The organism is Nocardioides sediminis, from assembly GCF_003047295.1.
Lineage (GTDB): Bacteria > Actinomycetota > Actinomycetes > Propionibacteriales > Nocardioidaceae > Nocardioides > Nocardioides sediminis.
On the sequence record NZ_PZYZ01000002.1, the window covers coordinates 1 to 16,912 of the forward strand.

Consider the following 16,912-nt stretch of genomic DNA (forward strand, 5'->3'; position numbering starts at 1 on the left):
ACCTTGGACATGGACACCCCAGCCGACAGACTGGCCAGACTGCTCGCCAACCCGGCAGCAGCATGAACCGTTGCTTAGACCGAACGACCTTGCCCCGGTGCAACGGCCAGCAAGCGGACGAATCGGCCAGCAAGACCCTGCCTCGACGGCTCAACCCCGCGCCGTACGCCGCGCGAGGAGCACGCCGGCGATGCACAGCGCCCCACCCACGAAGGACAGCAGCGGGGGCACCTCGTCGAGCAGCAGCCAGGCCATCAGCGCGGTGATGAACGGCACCAGGAAGGTCGACTGGGCGAACTTGCCCGCGTCCGCGTGCGAGAGCGCGTAGGCCCAGGTGGTGAACGCGATCGCACTCGGGAAGACGCCGAGGTAGACGATCCACCACAGGGTGTCGGCGCTGGCGTCGGACACGACCCCGACCAGCTCGCCGCTCCACGGCAGGCAGACCGCCGCGCCCACGACGGCGTACCAGAACGTCAGGTCGAGCGGCCGGATCGTGGGGAGGAGCTTCTTCTGCGTGAGCACGCCCACCGCGAACGTGACCGCCGCGACCAGCGCCAGCAGGACGCCGACCAGGTCACCGCTGCCACCGCTCGAGGTCGAGTACCCGATCAGCACCACGCCGCCGAAGCCGACCGCCATGCCCGTCACCAGCCAGCGTGTCAGTCGCTCGCCGAGGACGACGGTGGCGAGCAGGGCCACCAGGATCGGCCCGATCTGGATGAGCAGCGCCGCTGTGGCGGCGTCGATGCGACGCTCGGACTCGTTGAGGGCGACGTTGTAGATCCCGAACCACGTCGCCCCGCCCGCCACGATCAGCGGCCACTCCCGGCGCGTGGGCAGGCGGGGGAGGCGACCCTTCATCAGCGCCACCAGGGCCAGCACCATCACCAGCAGCCGGGCCAGGCTCAGGCTGCCCGGCGGCACGGTCTCGCCGAGGTGGCGGATGCCGACGAACGCGCTCGCCCAGAGCACCAGCGTGGTCGCGACCGCGGCCAGCGGGAGCCAGGTGCGGGTGGGTGCCGGAGCAGGGGTCACGCGGGTCATCGTCACGGGTCAAGCCTAGGGACGCCCATGACTGAGCACACGCGGATTTCGGACGTCGTACGACGAGATCCCGCCGAGCCGACACCTCACAGGTCGAGCTTGTAGCCCAGCCCGCGAACGGTGACGAGGTACTTGGGCTCGCTCGGGTCGGGCTCGAGCTTGGCGCGCAGCCGCTTGACGTGGACGTCGAGGGTCTTGGTGTCGCCGACGTAGTCCGAGCCCCACACGCGGTCGATGAGCTGGCCGCGGGTCAGCACCCGGCCGGGGTTGCGCAGGAACATCTCGAGCAGCTCGAACTCCTTGAGCGGCAGCCGCTGCTCCTCGCCCTCGACGGTCACGACGTGGCGCTCGACGTCCATCCGGACGGGACCCGCCTCGAGGGTGTCGGGGGCGAGCTCGGGCTCGTGGCCGCGGCGCAGGACGGCGCGGATCCGGGCGACGAGCTCCCGGGGGGAGTAGGGCTTGGTGACGTAGTCGTCGGCCCCGAGCTCGAGCCCCACGACCTTGTCGACCTCGTCGTCCTTGGCGCTCACCATGATCACCGGCACGCTCGAGGTCTGGCGGATCGCCCGGCAGACCTCGGTGCCGGGCAGGCCCGGGAGCATCAGGTCGAGGAGCACGATGTCGGCCCCGTTGCGCTCGAACTCGGTGAGGGCGGTGTTGCCGTCCGCGGCGATGGCCACCTCGTAGCCCTCCTTGCGGAGCATGTAGGCGAGCGCGTCGCTGTAGCTCTCTTCGTCCTCGACGACGAGTACCCGGGTCACGGACGTACCTCCTGGCTGGGTTCCCCGGCGGGGCCGGGACGGTGGGGGGACTGGTTCGTGGAGCGGCGACCGGAGGTGCCGCGCGGTGCGACGACGGTGACCGGCGCGGTCGGTCCGGCGAGCCGGGTGCTCGACTGCGAGCTGAGGGGGAGGGTGAGGGTGAACGTCGAGCCCTGGCCCTCGACGGACCACACGCTCACGTCGCCGCCGTGCGTGGCCGCGACGTGCTTGACGATGGAGAGCCCGAGGCCGGTGCCGCCAGTGGAGCGGTGGCGGGCGGGGTCGACGCGGTAGAACCGCTCGAAGATCCGGTCGATCTCGCGGGCGGGGATGCCGATGCCCTGGTCGACCACCGAGATCTGGGCGGTGTCGCCCACCGACTTGGTGGTCACGAGCACCCGCGAGCCGCCGCCCGAGTAGTGCACCGCATTGGCGACCAGGTTGCTCACGGCGGCGCTGATCTGCTCCTCGGAGCCGAAGACCTCGAGGTCGTGGTCACCCCGGGTGACCAGGGTGATGTCCTTGGCGGCGGCGTCGATGGCGCTCGCGTCGACGGCGGCGGCCACCACGTCGTCGATCTTCACCTGCACGGGCATCTCGAGCGGGTCGTTGCCCTGCAGCCGCGACAGCTCGATGATCTGCTGGACCAGGGTCGAGAGCCGGTCGCTCTCGTGCTGCATGCGGCGGGCGAACCGCTGCACCGCCTCGGGGTCGTCGGCGGCCTCGTCGACGGCCTCGGCGAGCAGCCGGATGGCGCCGACGGGGGTCTTGAGCTCGTGGCTGACGTTGGCCACGAAGTCGCGGCGCACCGCCTCGACGCGCCGCTCCCGGGTGCGGTCCTCGACCAGCGCCAGCACCAGGCGGGAGCCCAGCGGCGCCACCCGCGCGATCACCGTGCGGGCGGAGGGGCCCTCGCCCAGCTGCATCTCCGACTCACGGATCTGGCCGTCGCGGCGTACGACGTGGATGAGCTGCCGCAGGTCCTCGACGAGGATCTCGTTGCCGCGCACCAGCCCGAAGGCGTACGCCGGCGCGGACGCCTTGAGGACGTGGTCCTCGGCGTCCACGACCACGGCCGAGGAGCGCAGCACCGACAGGACGGCGGCCACGCCGGGCGGCACGAGCGGCTCGTCGACCTGGGGCAGGCGCGACTGCTGGCGGTCGCTGACGTGCCAGGCGAGTACGGCGCCGCCGGCGACGATCGCCCCGATGACGGCAGCGAGCGCTGCCTGGGTCGTCGGGTCCACGTGGTGATCGTACGCATCCGGCACACCCACGATCCGCCGCTGGACACCCGTCCGCCAGTCCTGTGCCCAGAGTTCACCACGCGTTCACCGCAGGCGGCCGGGAGGACACCTCGGGCCACCTAGGCTGCGCCCCATGCGTGAGGCCTTCCATGACCAGCTCGATGCCGTCTTCACCGATCTCGCCGACATGTGCGGCCAGGTGGAGGTGGCTGTCCGACAGGCGACCCGGGCCCTGCTGACCGGTGACGCGGCGATCGCCGAGCAGGTGATCAGTGCCGACGACGCGGTCGACGCCAACCGGGAGCGGATCGAGGACAACGCGTTCGCGCTGCTGTCCCTCCAGCAGCCGGTGGCCGGCGACCTGCGGATCATCGTCTCCGCGCTGCGGATGGTCAGCGAGCTCGAGCGGATGGGCGACCTGTCCGTCCACGTCGCCAAGATCGCGCGCCTGCGCGTGCCCAACGTCGCCGTCCCCGACGAGGTGCGCCCGACCCTGGAGCAGATGGCCGCCGTCGCCGAGGACATGGTCCGCCGGGTGCACGCGATCATCACCGAGCGCGACGTCGACGCGGCCATCGAGCTCGGCCGCGACGACGAGATCATGGACCAGCTCCGCCGCCGCTCCTTCGCCGAGCTGCTCAGCGACGACTGGAACCACGGGGTCGAGGCGGCCGTGGACATCGCCCTGCTCGGCCGCTACTACGAGCGCATCGCCGACCACGCGGTGTCGGTGGCCAACCGGGTGGTCTTCGTCGTCACCGGCCAGCAGGTCCAGCGCGTCGACGCCTGAGCGTCGTACGGCGGGCGGTCGTCGCCGGATCACCGGCTGCCCGGTGATCCGGAGGGTTCGGCCACGCTGCAGCGCGCGCCAACCCACGGAACCACCGGGCGCCCGGTGATTCCGGGCGGGCTCAGCGACCCTGGTTGGCGACGGCCGCGGCGGCCTCGGCAGCGGCCTCGGGGTCGAGGTACTCACCGCCGCAGACGGTGGGCGCCAGCGACTCGTCGAGGCGGTAGACCAGGGGCATCCCGGTGGGGATGTTGAGCCCGGCGATGTCCTCGTCGGAGATGCCGTCGAGGTGCTTGACCAGCGCACGGAGGCTGTTGCCGTGGGCCGCGACGAGCACGACCTTCCCGGCCCGCAGGTCGGGGACGATCTCGGCCTCCCAGTAGGGCAGGAAGCGCGCGATGACGTCCTTGAGGCACTCGGTGCGCGGCATCTCGTCGCCGAGGTCGGCGTAGCGCGGGTCACCCGCCTGCGAGAACTCGTCGTCGTCCTCGATCGGCGGGGGCGGGGTGTCGAAGGACCGGCGCCAGAGCATGAACTGCTCCTCGCCGTACTGCTCGAGGGTCTGCTTCTTGTCCTTGCCCTGGAGGGCGCCGTAGTGGCGCTCGTTGAGGCGCCACGACCGCTTGACCGGGATCCAGTGCCGGTCGGCGACGTCGAGGGAGAGGTGCGCCGTCGTGATGGCGCGGCGCTGCAGCGACGTGTGGACGATGTCGGGGAGGAGGCCGGCCTCGACCATCAGCTCGCCGCCGCGCACGGCCTCGGCGCGGCCCTTCTCGGTCAGGTCGACGTCGACCCAGCCGGTGAACAGGTTCTTGGCGTTCCAGTCGCTCTCGCCGTGGCGGAGCAGGACCAGGGTGTACGTCATGGGTGGGTCTCCTCCGGCGGGGTCGGGGTCAGTGCGAGGACTCGGACTCGGAGCCTTCGGTCTCCTCGACCGGCAGCGGCTCCCCGTCGAGGCCCTCGAAGTAGCCGTGGTTGTCCACGACGGGCACCTCGACCACGGTGTCCTCGCCGTTGTCGAAGCCGAGCGAGACCTCGACGAAGTCGCCGGCCTCGAAGTCGCCGGTGACCTCGATCTCGGCGGGCGGCTCGGCGAGGTTGACCAGGCTGCCCGGTGCGATCTCGACGGGCTCGAAGCCGGTCGCGGTCACGTCGCTGCCCTCGGTGCCGGTGAGCTCGGAGAACGTCGCGGGCTCGGTCGTCGAGTTGTTGGAGAGCGACGCGATGAAGGTGCCCGAGCCGGGCTCGGTGGAGACCACGACCGCGCCCAGCACGTCGACGGCGCCGTCACGGTTGTTGGCACCGTTGGCGGGCGTGTAGTAGCGGTCGGTGGCGTAGTCGAACCCGCACGCGGTCAGGGCCGGCGCGGTCAGGGCCAGCGCGGCGGCGGTGAGCGCGAAGGAGCGTCGGAGCTGCATGGCGCACAGCCTAGCGTCGACTCAGGTCAGCCCGACGGCCTGCCCGGCAACGAGGAGCCCGACCACCACGAGACCGGTGAGCACGCTCGCGAGGAGCAGCAGCCGGGGGGCGCCGGTGCGCAGCGCGATCCGCAGCGGGAGGTGCCGGAGCCCGTCCTGGTTGTCGGCGACCAGTCCCGGCAGCGCCCGCAGCACGTGCACCAGCACGCCGAGGACGGCCGCCAGGACCGTGACCACGACCGTCGGTGGAGTGTCGGCGCCCTGCCCGTTCCACCCGCCGTACGCGAGATAGGCCGGGTAGAGGGCGAACTGCACGGCCCAGGGCAGCCACGACAGCACGCTGCCGCGCAGCACCCGGTTGCCGACGAGGCCGACCGCGACGGCGGCCAGGTAGGAGCAGCCGGCGAGGGTGCCGGCGGAGACCGCGAGGGGTACGACGAGCAGCACGGCGCAGCCCAGCGTGAACCACACGGTGCCCGGGTCGAGCAGGCCCTGGGCGACCGGCTTGCCCGGCGTCCCGTGCCGCGCGTCGCGCTCGCGGTCGACGAGGTCGTTGTCCCAGCCCTGGATCGCCTGGCCGACCAGCACGGTGGCCGCCACCAGTCCGACCTCCCGCACCGGGCGGCCCGCGAGACCGGCCGCGACGGCCATCCCGAGCGCCGTCAGCACCGCCTGGCGGGGGTGGGCGGCGCGCACCAGCAGCACGGGGAGGCTGTGGGTGAGGGAGGTGGTCCGGCGGGTGGGGTCGGCCTGGGTCGACATGTGCGGAGTATCGGTCATGGGGCGGTCCCGGTGGGGGACCCGGCGCGGCGACGGGCGGGCGCCGGGCGGGCACGCGGCCGGCGGCGTCGACGCCTCCAGGGGTGGTCCCGGCGCCCCGGCGCACCACACGATCGAACGTCTGTCAAGCCCACACTGTGCCCCTGACCTGCACAAACGATGTCGGGCGCGCTCGGGACGCGTGTTAGACTGGTCACCTAGAAAGAGGGGTACAAGTACATGACTTTCACCGTCGGCGAAACGGTTGTCTACCCGAACCACGGGGCCGCTGTCATCGAGGACATCGAGATGCGGAAGATCAAGGGTGAGGACCGTCAGTACCTCGTCCTGCGCATCGTGGCCCAGCAGGACCTGGTCGTGCGCGTCCCGGCCTGCAACCTCGACCTGGTCGGGGTCCGCGACGTCGTGGACAAGGAGGGCCTCGACCGCGTGTTCGACGTCCTCCGGGCCGCGCACGTGGAGGAGCCCACCAACTGGTCCCGTCGTTACAAGGCCAACCTGGAGAAGCTGCACTCCGGCGACGTCATGAAGGTCGCCGAGGTCGTGCGCGACCTGTGGCGCCGCGAGCGGGACCGTGGCCTGTCGGCCGGCGAGAAGCGGATGCTCGCCAAGGCCCGCCAGATCCTGGTCTCCGAGCTCGCGCTCGCCGAGAAGACCAACGAGGACAAGGCCGAGGCGATGCTCGACGAGGTCCTCGCCTCCTGACCAGTCGCCCCAGCAGCCACGACGAGGCCCCCGGCACCGAGTGCCGGGGGCCTCGTCGCGTCCGGGGGCCGGGACGTCATACGATCGCAAGCGCCATGGCTGCCCCCACGTACGACGTCCCGGACGAGCCTGCCCCGGCCCTGGGACTGGTGCTCGACGAGGGGCGCGGCGCGCTGCCCTACTCCCTGATCCACGGCGAGGCCCTGGTGGCCTGTGCCGCCTGGGCCCTCGGTGACGCCGGCATCACCCCCGTGGACGTCGGGGTGGCCTGGTCGAGCGTGCAGGGTGCCGACGAGCCCCTGGTCCTCCACGACTCGCTGTGCCCCATGACGCCCGCCGGCTTCCTCGCCCACTGCGTGCAGCTGGCGCTCGACCACGACGCGGTCGTGGTGGCGGTGCGGCCCGTCACCGACACGGTCAAGCGCGTCGACGACGGCCTGGTCGGGGACACGGTGGACCGCGACGGCCTGCTGGCCCCGTCATCGCCGGTCGTGCTGCCGCCGTCGGTGGTGCGCGCGCTGGACGACTTCCCCGGGCACGACCTGGCCGCCCTCGTCGCCCGCCTCCGCGGCGACCACGCGGTCGAGCTCGTCGAGGCCCCGCCCGAGGCCCGCCGGGTCGCCTCCGCGGAGGACGTCCGGCTCCTCGAGGCACTCACCGGCGAGGCACCGCACCAGCCCTAGGGTCGGATCGCTGCCAGCCGCGCGGCGAGGGTCACGTCCTCGGGGAAGGTGATCTTGAGGTTGAGCGAGGTGCTCGGCACGGCGGCGACCTCGCCGCCGTCGTAGCGGGAGTAGCAGGCAGCGGTGTCCGTGCCCTCGAAGCCCTCCCGGGCCGCCGCGTCGTAGGCCGCGAGCAGGGGAGCCGCGCGGAAGGCCTGCGGGGTCTGCACGGCACCGAGCCGCCCGGCGACCGGGTCGAGGGCGGTGGAGAGGAGGCCCTCGACGGGCACGACGGGGATGGCGCCGCCGTGCTCCCGCGCGGCCGCGAGGGTCGCGTCGAACAGGGCGCCGCCCGCCAGCGGCCGGGCGCCGTCGTGGATGGCGACCACGTCGATCTCGCCGCTACCGATCTCGGTGGCCAGCACCCGCAGGGCCGCCTGCTCGGAGCGGTGGCGGGTCGCGCCGCCGGCGACGACGGCCACCTCCTGGTCGGCGTCGAGGTGGGGGGTCAGGGCCTCGCCCACCGCCTCCTGCTCGCCGTCCCGCACGACCACGACCACGCGTCGTACGTCGTCGAGGGCCAGCGCGTCGCGCACCGACCAGGCCAGCACCGGGACGCCGGCGAGGGGGAGCAGGACCTTGTTGAGCTCGGCCCCGACGCGCGAGCCGGAGCCCGCGGCGAGGATCACGACAGCGGCAGGCACAGGGGAGATCGTGCGGTCCGTGAGGTCGTGAGGACAAGTTGACACGTCGGTGAAACAAACCGGCGAGGACGCGAAACGTGGGCTGCCTAGCGTCGCGGCATCCGCTCGACACCCCCCCGAGGAGCACCCGTGTCCACATCCACCGAGACCGCGCCCAGCACGGCGCCCGCCGCCATCCCGCGGGGTGGCACGACCATCGACGACTGGCGTCCCGAGGACGAGGAGTTCTGGGAGAGCGTCGGCCGGCCCGTCGCCCGCCGCAACCTGGTCTGGTCGATCTTCTCCGAGCACCTCGGCTTCTCGGTGTGGCTCCTGTGGTCGGTCAGCGCGGCGATGCTGCCCAAGGTCGGCTTCGACTTCACCGTCTCGCAGCTCTTCGTCCTGGTGGCGATCCCCAACCTGGTCGGCTCGCTGATCCGGCTGCCCTACACCTTCGCGGTGCCGAGGTTCGGCGGCCGCACGTGGACGGTCATCAGCGCGTCGTTGCTGCTGGTGCCGACGCTGCTGTTCGCCTGGGCGGTGCAGTCGCCGGGCACGCCGTACTGGGTCTTCTGCCTGATCGCGGCGACCGCCGGCCTGGGCGGCGGCAACTTCGCCAGCTCGATGGCCAACATCAACTTCTTCTACCCGATCCGCAAGAAGGGCACGGCGCTCGGCCTCAACGCGGCCGGCGGCAACGTCGGTGTCGCGGTCATCCAGTTCTTCCTGCCGATCATCGTGGGCGGAGCCGGCGCCTTCGGGCTGGTCGCCGCCGGCGACGCGCTGCACCTGGAGCGGGCCGGCTACCTGTACGCGGGGCTCGCGGTCGTCGGCGCCCTCGCGGCGTGGTTGTTCATGAACAACCTGACCGGCGCCAAGTCGTCCCCGCGCGAGCAGCTGGCCGTGGTGCGCTACCAGCACACGTGGGTGATGTCGTTCCTCTACATCGGCACCTTCGGGTCGTTCATCGGCTACTCCGCGGCGATGCCGCTGCTCATCCGGATCAACTTCTGGAACCAGCCCGTGCCCGACGTCGCCGGGATCGGCATCAACTTCGCCTACTACGCCTTCCTCGGCGCCCTGGTCGGCTCGGTGGCGCGGCCCTTCGGCGGCTGGCTGGCCGACACGTACGGCGGCGCCCGGGTGACGCTGTGGACCTTCGTCGCCATGATCGCCGGCACCCTCGCGGTGGTCTACACGCTCACCCTGCTCACGCCCGTCCCGGCCTCGCCGGTGCCGGCCGACCCGTCCGCCTTCGTGTACTCCGAGGCGACCCGCGCCGCGGTCGAGGCCAACACGGCGATCTTCCCGTGGTTCCTGCTGGCGTTCCTCTTCGTCTTCGCCGCCTCCGGGATCGGCAACGGGTCGACGTACCGGATGATCCCGCTCATCCTGCAGAAGCAGGCCGAGCAGGCCACCACCGACGAGACGCGCGAGGCCGACATGGCGCGCGCGACCAAGGAGTCCTCGGCCGTCATCGGCATCGCCGGTGCCGTGGGCGCCGTGGGCGGCTTCCTGATCCCGCTGACCTTCGGGTCGCCGTGGGTGACCGACCCGGTCGAGGCGGTCAAGGTGGCGTTCATGGTCTTCGCCGGCTTCTACGTCGTCTGCCTGGCGACGACGTGGTTCTTCTACACCCGCCGGGTGACCGTCGCCGGCCGCGCACCGGCGCTGGCGACCGCCAACGTCTGACCCCCGCCGCTCGCACCCCCTCGCCGACCCCCCGCAGCCACTCGCAGACCTCGTGGAGACACCGTGACCGACACCCACTGCCCCTACTGCTCGCTGCAGTGCGGCATGCGGCTGACCGGTCGACGCGCGCCCGAGGTCGGCGAGTGGCCGGAGTTCCCCGTCAACCGCGGCGCGCTGTGCCGCAAGGGGTGGAGCGCTGCCGGGCTGTACGGCGGCCGCGAGCGGCTCACCACGCCGCTCGTCCGCGACCGGGCCACCGGCGAGCTGAGCCCGGTCACCTGGGACGAGGCCCTCGACCTGGTCGCCGGCCGGCTGGCGGCGCTGCGGGCCGAGCGGGGCCCCGACTCCGTCGCGGTCTTCGGCGGGGGCGGGCTCACCAACGAGAAGGCCTACCAGCTCGGCAAGCTGGCCCGGGTCGCGCTCGGCACCTCGCAGATCGACTACAACGGGCGCTGGTGCATGTCCTCGGCGGCGTCGGCCGGCACCCGGGCCTTCGGGATCGACCGGGGGCTGCCGTTCCCCCTGGCCGACGTGGAGCAGGCGGACGTGGTCGTCCTGGTCGGCTCCAACCTCGCCGAGACGATGCCGCCCGCGGCGCGGCACCTCGACGCCCTGCGCGCCCGCGGCGGCAAGGTCGTGGTCGTCGACCCGCGTCGTACGCCGACCGCGAACCGCGCCGACGTCGTCGTGCAGCCGGTGCCGGGGTCCGACCTAGCGCTCGCGCTGGGCGTCCTGCACCTGCTGGTGGCCGGCGGCAAGGTCGACGAGGAGTACGTCGCCGCCCGCACCACCGGCTGGGACGAGGTGCGCGAGTCGGTGGCCGGCTGGTGGCCCGAGCGGGTCGAGCGGGTCACCGGCGTCCCGGCCGACGAGGTGCGGTCGCTGGCCGACCTGCTCGGCGGGGCGGCCACGGTGATGGTGCTGACCGCCCGTGGAGCCGAGCAGCACAGCACCGGCTCCGACACCGTGCTGGCCTGGATCAACGTCGCCCTCGCGCTGGGGATGCCGGGCACCCCGGGTGCCGGCTACGGCTGCCTGACCGGCCAGGGCAACGGCCAGGGCGGGCGCGAGCACGGCCAGAAGGCCGACCAGCTGCCCGGCTACCGGATGATCGACGACCCGGCCGCGCGGGCCCACGTGGCGGGCGTGTGGGGCGTGGACCCGGACTCGCTGCCCGGCAAGGGGCGCTCGGCGTACGAGCTCCTCGACGCGCTCGGGCAGCCGGACGGCCCCTCCGCCCTGCTCGTCCTCGGCTCCAACATCGTCGTCTCGGCCCCGCGGGCCACGCACGTCAGGCAGCGCCTGGAGTCGCTCGACCTGCTCGTGGTCGCCGACATGGTGCTCTCGGAGACGGCGGCGCTGGCCGACGTGGTGCTCCCCGTCACCCAGTGGGCCGAGGAGACCGGCACCATGACCAACCTCGAGGGGCGCGTCATCCTGCGCCAACGGGCGATCACCCCGCCGGCGGGCGTCCGTTCGGACCTCGACGTCATCGCCGGCCTGGCCTCGCGACTGGGGTCGCCGGTGGAGTTCGCGACCGACCCGGAGACCGTCTTCGAGGAGCTCGGACGGGCGTCGGCGGGCGGGAAGGCGGACTACGCCGGCATCACCTACGACCGGATCCGTGCCGAGCACGGCGTCTTCTGGCCGTGCCCCGGCCCCGAGCACCCGGGCACCCCGCGGATGTTCCTCGACTCCTTCGCCCACCCGGACGGCCGGGCGCGCTTCCACGTCGTCGACCACCGGGGCCCGGCCGAGGTGCCGTGCGACGACTACCCGGTGCACCTCACGACGGGGCGGGTGCTCGCGCAGTACCAGTCCGGCGCCCAGACCCGTCGCGTCCGCGACCTGCCCGACACCGGGCCCTTCGTCGAGCTGCACCCGATGCTCGCCGGCCGCATCGGCGCCACCGACGGCGAGCCGGTCACGGTGGCCACCCGCCGCGGCACGATGACCGCCCCGGCGCGCGTCGTGGCCACCATCCGTCCCGACACCGTGTTCGTGCCCTTCCACTGGGTCGGCGCCAACCGGCTCACCAACGACGCGCTGGACCCGGCGTCGCGGATGCCGGAGTTCAAGGTCTGCGCTGCGGCGGTGAGCGCATGAGCGAGCGGCTCGTGGTGGTCGGCGGCGGCATGGCGGCGGTGCGGCTGGTCGAGGTGCTGGGCGCTCGCGGGTACGACGGCGCGGTGACGGTCCTCGCCGACGAGGACCACGCGCCGTACAACCGGATCCTGCTGTCGGCCGTGCTCGAGGGGACGCACGGCCCGGACGCGCTCACGTTGCGCTCGGAGCAGTGGTTCGCCGACCGTGGCGTCGGCCTGCGCCTGGGTGCCCGGGTGCTGGAGGTCGACCGCGAGGCCGGCGAGGTCATGCTGGTCGACGGCGAGCGGATCGGCTGGGACCGGCTGGTGCTCGCGACCGGCTCGATCCCCACGCTGCCGCCGGTCCGGGGGCTGGTGCGCCTCGACGGCTCGCTGCACCCCAAGGTCCACGCGTTCCGCTCGCTCGCCGACTGCCGGCGGCTCGACGACGCCGTGACCCCCGGTCAGCGGGCGGTCGTCGTGGGCGGTGGCCTGCTCGGGCTGCAGGTCGCCCGCGCGCTCACCGTGCGCGGAGTGGCGACCGAGGTGGTCGAGGGCGCACCCCACCTGCTGGCCTCGCAGCTGGGCCCCGCCGGGGGACGGGTGCTGGCCCGCGACCTGCGCCGGCTCGGGACCGAGGTCTACACCGGCGCCCGAGCGGTCCGGATGACCGACGCGGGGCTGCGGCTCGACACCGGCTACGAGCTGAGCGCCGACCTCGTCGTGCTCACGGCCGGTGGGCGACCGTCGACCGCGCTGGCCCGCCGGGCCGGCCTGATGGTGCGCCGCGGCGTGGTCGTCGACGGTTCCCTCCGTTCGGTCACCGACGATCGGGTGCACGCGATCGGCGACTGCGCCGAGCACCGCAACCGCACCACCGGGTTCGTGCCGCCGGCCTGGGAGCAGGCCGGGGTGCTCGCCGGCGTGCTGACCGGTGAGGACGCGGCCTACGACGGCTCCCGCAGCGTCGCCCGGCTGCGCGCGACCGGCCTCGACGTCGCCGTCCTCGGCGACCCCGAGCACGCGGTGGGGGAGGTGGTCGAGATGACCAACCCGATCGCGGGGTCGCACCGGACGCTCGTCGTCCACGGCGGCCGGATCGTCGCGGCCGCCCTGGTGGGCGACCTGTCGCGCGTCGGGTTAATCACCCAGCTCTACGACCGCGGCACCGTGCTCGGACCCGACGAGCCGGGGCAGCTGCTGCTCGGCGAGCCGGCGGAGGCACCGGTCAGGCTGCCCGACGACGCGGAGGTCTGCGCGTGCGCCGGGGTCAGCGCCGGGGCGGTCCGCGCGTGCTCGTCGTTCGCCTCGTGCCGGGAGGACACGCGGGCGACCACCGGGTGCGGCGGGTGCGAGTCCGTCGTACGACGGCTGCTCGGCGAGGACCTCGCGGTCCCGGTCGGCTGAGATGCAGCACGCTTCGGGCAGTTGGCCGGTCGGGCGGCCACGCTGAGCGTGGGGCGAGGGCGAGGTGACGCCAACTGCCCGCGGCGTGCGCCGTCCCGCGCCCTAGCGCCGGGTCGGGTGCGGCCGGCGGAGCGTGTCCGGCAGCAGCCCGGCGCCGGGGCCGCGCTCGTCGAGGACGTCGCCGGGGTTGGAGAACGCGCAGCTGCGCAGGCTCAGGCACCCGCAGCCGATGCACCCGTCCAGGCCGGTCTTGAGCCGCTCCAGCGCGGCGATCTGGTCGTCGAGCCGCTGCCGCCAGTGACGGGAGATGCGGTGCCAGTCGGCCTTGGTGGGCGTCCGGCCGTCCGGGAGCCGGGACAGCTCGTCGCGGATCTCGCCGATCGTCAGGCCCACGTTGGAGGCCGCCCGGATGAAGGCGAGCCGGCGCAGCACGCTGCGCTCGAACCGTCGCTGTCCGCCGGAGGAGCGGTCGGCCTCGATCAGCCCCTCCGCCTCGTAGAAGCGGATCGCGGACGCGGCGAAGCCGCTGCGCCGCGTGATCTCACCCATCGGCAACAGGTCGCGAGCGTCCATCTCGTCAGGTCCCCTTGAACTCAAGTTCACTTCAACTTGAACCATCGTGCCATGGACATCAACGAACAGGCATCGGTGGCGCTCGTCACCGGGGGAACGGCAGGGCTCGGCCTCGCCCTGACCAGGGCGCTGGCCGTGGAGGGCTGGCACGTGATCACCGACGGGAGGAGCGCGGAGCGGATCGCCGCGGCCGCGCTCCCGGAGTCGGTCGAGGTCGTCGCGGGCGACGTCACCGACGCGGACCACCGCGCCGCGCTCGTCGCCGCCGTGGCGGCGGCCGGCCGGCTCGACCTCCTCGTGCACAACGCCAGCACGCTCGGCCCGCTGCCGATGCGGCCGCTGGCCGAGGCGTCGATCGCCGACCTCCAGCAGGTGTGGCGCACCAACATCGGCGCGCCCCTCGTGCTCACCGGCGAGCTGCTGCCCTGGCTGCGCGAGGCCGACGGCGTGGTCCTCTCCCTCAGCTCGGACGCCGCGGTGAACCACTACGAGACGTGGGGCCTCTACGGCGCCAGCAAGGCCGCCCTCGACCACGTGACCCTGACCTACGGCGCCGAGACCGGCCTGACGGCCTACGCCGTGGACCCCGGGGACATGCGCACCGGGATGCACCAGGACGCCTTCCCCGGCGAGGACATCTCGGACCGGCCGCTGCCCGAGACGGTGGTGCCGAGCCTGCTCCGGCTGCTGGAGAAGCGTCCCGCGCCCGGCCGCTACCGGGCGGGTGACTTCTCGTGACGCTGCTCTCCGAGACCCCGACCGTCAGCTTCGCCGCGGCAGACTTCGCACCTCGCCCGGCCGAGGCGCGCGGGCTCGTCCGCGACGAGGTGCGCCTCCTGGTCGGGACCGCCGAGGGCGTCCGGCACGCCAGGTTCCGCGACCTGCCCGACCACCTGCGGGCGGGCGACCTGCTGGTCGTCAACGACTCGGCCACGGTGGCGGGCGAGGTGGACGCGACGCACCGCGGCCGGGCGGTCGTCCTGCACGTGGCCGCCCGGCTCGAGGACGGTGACCGCGTCGTCGAGCTCCGCTCCGCCCCCGACGCCGCCCGGGCGGTGCTCGACGCCAGGTCCGGCGAGGTGGTGCAGGTCGACGGCGTCCGGCTCGAGCTGGACGCCCCGTGGCCGACGGGGGAGTCCTCCTCGCCGACGGGGACCGGCAACCGCCTGTGGCGGGCCCGCGTGCGCGGCGACCTGGACGCGGTCCTGGCCCGGCGGGGGCGGCCCATCGCCTACGGCTACCTCGACCGCCGCTACCCGCTGGCGGCCTACCAGACCGTCTTCGGCATCCGGCCGGGCAGCGCCGAGATGGCGTCGGCCGGCCGTCCGTTCACCGAGGCGCTGGTCACCCGGCTGGTCTCGTCCGGCGTGCTCCTCGCCCCGGTCACCCTCCACACCGGCGTCTCCTCCCAGGAGGCCGGGGAGGCGCCCGGACCCGAGTGGTTCGAGGTGCCCGCGTCGACGGCGCGGCTGGTGGAGTCCGTCCGGGCCGGTGGTGGTCGCGTCGTCGCGGTCGGCACCACCGCCACCCGGGCGCTCGAGTCGGCAGTCGTGGACGGGTCGGTCGTCGCCGCACACGGCTGGACCTCCCGGGTGGTGACGCCCGCGGACCCACCGCGCGTGGTCGACGGGCTCGTCACCGGCTGGCACGACCCGCACGCCTCTCACTTGCTGCTCGTCGAGGCGGTGGCCGGGCGCGCGCTCACCCAGGCGGCGTACGACGCGGCGGTCGCGCACGGCTACCTGTGGCACGAGTTCGGGGACGCGGCGCTCCTGCTCCCTCGCTGACCACGGTCGAGCGCCTCACTCGATCGGAGCCGGCGACGGCGCTGTCGCGAGGTGCCGCCAGGTGCGCAGGCGCCACCGGCGGTAGGTCTCGGTGTCCCAGCCCAGGGTGCGGGTCATGTGCACGTAGGTCTCCGCGTTGCCGAGCAGTGCCGCGGTGGGGACCACCCAGTCGAGGTCGGCCCGGGCGTGCATCAGGCCGTCGGCGAACAGCCTCTCCCAGAAGGTGCGCACCTGGCGCAGCGTGCTCTCGCGGGCATCCTGGGCCGCGCGCGCGATCACGGGCTCCTCGCCCTCGGCCTGCATGGCGACGGCGAGGACCGGCGCGGTCCGGGCCAGCAGGTCGGCGGCGTGCGTCGCCTCGGTGGTCAGGCGTTCGTCCAGGGTCGGGGCCTCCAGGGTGGCCGACACCCAGTCGCGGTCGGCGAGGCGCTCGGGCTCGAGGTCACCCACCACGGCGACGTCCACGACCCGCCTGAGCAGGTCGGCCTTGGTGGCGAACCGGACGTAGATCGTGCGGTCGGCGACCCCGGCCGCCTTCGCGACGTCGGTGAGCGTCGTGCCGCGCCAGCCGCGCTCGACGAAGAGGTCTCGGGCGGCGTCGACGATGCGCTGCTCGGTCCTGGCGGCCCGAGTGCTGGGGGCATTGACATCCGGAGGCATGAGTTGCAGTCTAACTGCATCAGCCATTGTGCAGTCACACTGCAACAACTCTCCGGAGGTCCTCATGACACGAGCGCCGGTCCTCGCGGGCGTGCACCACCTCAAGCTGCCGGTGTCCGACCTGCGCCGGTCCCAGCACTGGTACGAGTCGCGGCTCGGTTACTGCCTGACCGAGGAGTTCCACGGCGACGGCCGGCTCGCCGGCATCGGGATGGAGCACCCCGACGGTGGCCCGGCGATCGCCTTCGTCCTCGACCCGGCACGGGCAGAGGCGGCAGCCGGCTTCGACTACTTCGCCATCGGCGTCCCGGACAAGGAGTCGATCAAGACCCTGGCCGCACGTCTCGACGAGCTGGGCGAGTCCCACGCCGGCGTGCACGTCGCGACGCTCGGCTGGATCCTGCCTCTGCTCCACGACCCCGACGGTCACGAGGTGCGCTTCTACACCCACCAGCACCACACCGATCCGCCTCCGGACGAGGTCCTCGTGGTCCACGACGCGATCGCCACCGCCCGCCGCCGGGCCGCGGAGCTGGGAGAGGACCGAGCGGGGCTGTGAGGGGAGTGAGTGAGGGTTTTCCTCCCCGAAACATGACGTGACCGTGCCTTTGAC

18 protein-coding genes are annotated in these 16,912 nt (G+C 73.2%); 9 read left to right on the top strand and 9 right to left on the bottom strand.

Going from position 1 to position 16,912, the window contains the following annotated elements; genetic code table 11:
• Positions 1–150 precede the first annotated feature (150 nt).
• The 3 genes from DAI17_RS04825 to DAI17_RS04835 form a co-directional block, all read right to left on the bottom strand.
• Complete coding sequence (locus DAI17_RS04825) at positions 151–1,047, bottom strand: DMT family transporter (RefSeq protein WP_107771796.1); 897 nt, start codon at positions 1,045–1,047, stop codon at positions 151–153.
• An 86-nt stretch (positions 1,048–1,133) separates the two neighbouring features.
• Complete coding sequence (locus DAI17_RS04830) at positions 1,134–1,811, bottom strand: response regulator transcription factor (RefSeq protein ID WP_107771797.1); 678 nt, start codon at positions 1,809–1,811, stop codon at positions 1,134–1,136.
• Positions 1,808–3,058, bottom strand: coding sequence for a sensor histidine kinase (locus DAI17_RS04835; RefSeq protein WP_107771798.1), 1,251 nt, complete (start codon positions 3,056–3,058; stop codon positions 1,808–1,810). The genes DAI17_RS04830 and DAI17_RS04835 overlap by 4 nt, the downstream gene beginning before the upstream one ends.
• Before the next feature lie 133 nt (positions 3,059–3,191).
• Between DAI17_RS04835 and phoU the strand changes: the two genes are divergently transcribed.
• On the top strand, positions 3,192–3,848 hold the full coding sequence (gene phoU, locus DAI17_RS04840) for a phosphate signaling complex protein PhoU (RefSeq protein WP_107771799.1): 657 nt from the start codon (positions 3,192–3,194) through the stop codon (positions 3,846–3,848).
• A gap of 121 nt (positions 3,849–3,969) precedes the next feature.
• On the opposite strand, the gene DAI17_RS04845 is transcribed toward phoU, so the two are convergent.
• Genes DAI17_RS04845 through DAI17_RS04855 form a run of 3 tightly spaced genes read right to left on the bottom strand, consistent with a single transcriptional unit; the run spans position 3,970 to position 6,028 of the window.
• Positions 3,970–4,713, bottom strand: a complete 744-nt coding sequence (locus tag DAI17_RS04845; protein ID WP_107771800.1) for a phosphoglyceromutase — start codon at positions 4,711–4,713, stop codon at positions 3,970–3,972.
• Positions 4,714–4,741: 28 nt separating this feature from the next.
• The gene (locus tag DAI17_RS04850; RefSeq protein WP_107771801.1) at positions 4,742–5,266 is read right to left on the bottom strand and encodes a copper chaperone PCu(A)C; all 525 of its coding nucleotides are present in this window, start codon (positions 5,264–5,266) and stop codon (positions 4,742–4,744) included.
• A gap of 21 nt (positions 5,267–5,287) precedes the next feature.
• Complete coding sequence (locus DAI17_RS04855; protein ID WP_234412232.1) at positions 5,288–6,028, bottom strand: UbiA family prenyltransferase; 741 nt, start codon at positions 6,026–6,028, stop codon at positions 5,288–5,290.
• A 237-nt stretch (positions 6,029–6,265) separates the two neighbouring features.
• Here DAI17_RS04855 and DAI17_RS04860 point away from each other — a divergent pair, with 237 nt between their 5' ends.
• Both DAI17_RS04860 and DAI17_RS04865 read left to right on the top strand, forming a co-directional pair.
• On the top strand, positions 6,266–6,751 hold the full coding sequence (locus DAI17_RS04860; protein ID WP_107771803.1) for a CarD family transcriptional regulator: 486 nt from the start codon (positions 6,266–6,268) through the stop codon (positions 6,749–6,751).
• 95 nt (positions 6,752–6,846) lie between these two features.
• Positions 6,847–7,434, top strand: a complete 588-nt coding sequence (locus DAI17_RS04865; RefSeq protein WP_107771804.1) for a 2-C-methyl-D-erythritol 4-phosphate cytidylyltransferase — start codon at positions 6,847–6,849, stop codon at positions 7,432–7,434.
• Here DAI17_RS04865 and DAI17_RS04870 read toward each other — a convergent pair.
• Positions 7,431–8,117: an IspD/TarI family cytidylyltransferase gene (locus DAI17_RS04870; protein ID WP_107771805.1), complete on the bottom strand. Its 687-nt coding sequence runs from the start codon at positions 8,115–8,117 to the stop codon at positions 7,431–7,433. The two genes, DAI17_RS04865 and DAI17_RS04870, sit on opposite strands and share 4 nt — an antisense overlap.
• Before the next feature lie 129 nt (positions 8,118–8,246).
• Between DAI17_RS04870 and DAI17_RS04875 the strand changes: the two genes are divergently transcribed.
• The 3 genes from DAI17_RS04875 (at position 8,247) to DAI17_RS04885 (ending at position 13,279) form a co-directional block, all read left to right on the top strand.
• Positions 8,247–9,788: an MFS transporter gene (locus DAI17_RS04875; protein WP_107771806.1), complete on the top strand. Its 1,542-nt coding sequence runs from the start codon at positions 8,247–8,249 to the stop codon at positions 9,786–9,788.
• 63 nt (positions 9,789–9,851) lie between these two features.
• Positions 9,852–11,894 (top strand): molybdopterin oxidoreductase family protein, encoded by a 2,043-nt coding sequence (locus DAI17_RS04880; RefSeq protein ID WP_107771807.1) that lies wholly within the window; start codon positions 9,852–9,854, stop codon positions 11,892–11,894.
• Positions 11,891–13,279: an FAD-dependent oxidoreductase gene (locus DAI17_RS04885; RefSeq protein ID WP_107771808.1), complete on the top strand. Its 1,389-nt coding sequence runs from the start codon at positions 11,891–11,893 to the stop codon at positions 13,277–13,279. The genes DAI17_RS04880 and DAI17_RS04885 overlap by 4 nt, the downstream gene beginning before the upstream one ends.
• Before the next feature lie 102 nt (positions 13,280–13,381).
• Here DAI17_RS04885 and soxR read toward each other — a convergent pair whose 3' ends face one another.
• Positions 13,382–13,852 carry a redox-sensitive transcriptional activator SoxR gene (gene soxR, locus DAI17_RS04890; RefSeq protein WP_107771809.1) on the bottom strand — a complete coding sequence of 157 codons (471 nt, stop codon included), beginning with the start codon at positions 13,850–13,852 and terminating at the stop codon, positions 13,382–13,384.
• 51 nt (positions 13,853–13,903) lie between these two features.
• Between soxR and DAI17_RS04895 the strand changes: the two genes are divergently transcribed.
• Complete coding sequence (locus tag DAI17_RS04895) at positions 13,904–14,590, top strand: SDR family NAD(P)-dependent oxidoreductase (RefSeq protein ID WP_107771810.1); 687 nt, start codon at positions 13,904–13,906, stop codon at positions 14,588–14,590.
• Positions 14,587–15,639: an S-adenosylmethionine:tRNA ribosyltransferase-isomerase gene (locus tag DAI17_RS04900; protein WP_107771811.1), complete on the top strand. Its 1,053-nt coding sequence runs from the start codon at positions 14,587–14,589 to the stop codon at positions 15,637–15,639. The genes DAI17_RS04895 and DAI17_RS04900 overlap by 4 nt, the downstream gene beginning before the upstream one ends.
• 15 nt (positions 15,640–15,654) lie before the next feature.
• On the opposite strand, the gene DAI17_RS04905 is transcribed toward DAI17_RS04900, so the two are convergent.
• Positions 15,655–16,299, bottom strand: coding sequence for a TetR/AcrR family transcriptional regulator (locus tag DAI17_RS04905; RefSeq protein ID WP_159081360.1), 645 nt, complete (start codon positions 16,297–16,299; stop codon positions 15,655–15,657).
• Between the two features lie 64 nt (positions 16,300–16,363).
• On the opposite strand from DAI17_RS04905, the gene DAI17_RS04910 reads away from it, so the two are divergent.
• Positions 16,364–16,858 (top strand): VOC family protein, encoded by a 495-nt coding sequence (locus DAI17_RS04910; protein WP_107771813.1) that lies wholly within the window; start codon positions 16,364–16,366, stop codon positions 16,856–16,858.
• Positions 16,859–16,912: the final 54 nt, after the last annotated feature.

Bases quoted from the DNA above. Each gene is read 5' to 3' on its own strand.
- DAI17_RS04825 (WP_107771796.1), bottom strand. From the start codon at position 1,047: ATGACCCGCGTGACCCCTGCTCCGGCACCCACCCGCACCTGGCTCCCG.
- phoU (WP_107771799.1), top strand. From the start codon at position 3,192: ATGCGTGAGGCCTTCCATGACCAGCTCGATGCCGTCTTCACCGATCTC.
- DAI17_RS04845 (WP_107771800.1), bottom strand. From the start codon at position 4,713: ATGACGTACACCCTGGTCCTGCTCCGCCACGGCGAGAGCGACTGGAAC.
- DAI17_RS04850 (WP_107771801.1), bottom strand. From the start codon at position 5,266: ATGCAGCTCCGACGCTCCTTCGCGCTCACCGCCGCCGCGCTGGCCCTG.
- DAI17_RS04855 (WP_234412232.1), bottom strand. From the start codon at position 6,028: ATGTCGACCCAGGCCGACCCCACCCGCCGGACCACCTCCCTCACCCAC.
- DAI17_RS04860 (WP_107771803.1), top strand. From the start codon at position 6,266: ATGACTTTCACCGTCGGCGAAACGGTTGTCTACCCGAACCACGGGGCC.
- DAI17_RS04865 (WP_107771804.1), top strand. From the start codon at position 6,847: ATGGCTGCCCCCACGTACGACGTCCCGGACGAGCCTGCCCCGGCCCTG.
- DAI17_RS04885 (WP_107771808.1), top strand. From the start codon at position 11,891: ATGAGCGAGCGGCTCGTGGTGGTCGGCGGCGGCATGGCGGCGGTGCGG.
- soxR (WP_107771809.1), bottom strand. From the start codon at position 13,852: ATGGACGCTCGCGACCTGTTGCCGATGGGTGAGATCACGCGGCGCAGC.
- DAI17_RS04895 (WP_107771810.1), top strand. From the start codon at position 13,904: ATGGACATCAACGAACAGGCATCGGTGGCGCTCGTCACCGGGGGAACG.
- DAI17_RS04905 (WP_159081360.1), bottom strand. From the start codon at position 16,299: ATGCCTCCGGATGTCAATGCCCCCAGCACTCGGGCCGCCAGGACCGAG.
- DAI17_RS04910 (WP_107771813.1), top strand. From the start codon at position 16,364: ATGACACGAGCGCCGGTCCTCGCGGGCGTGCACCACCTCAAGCTGCCG.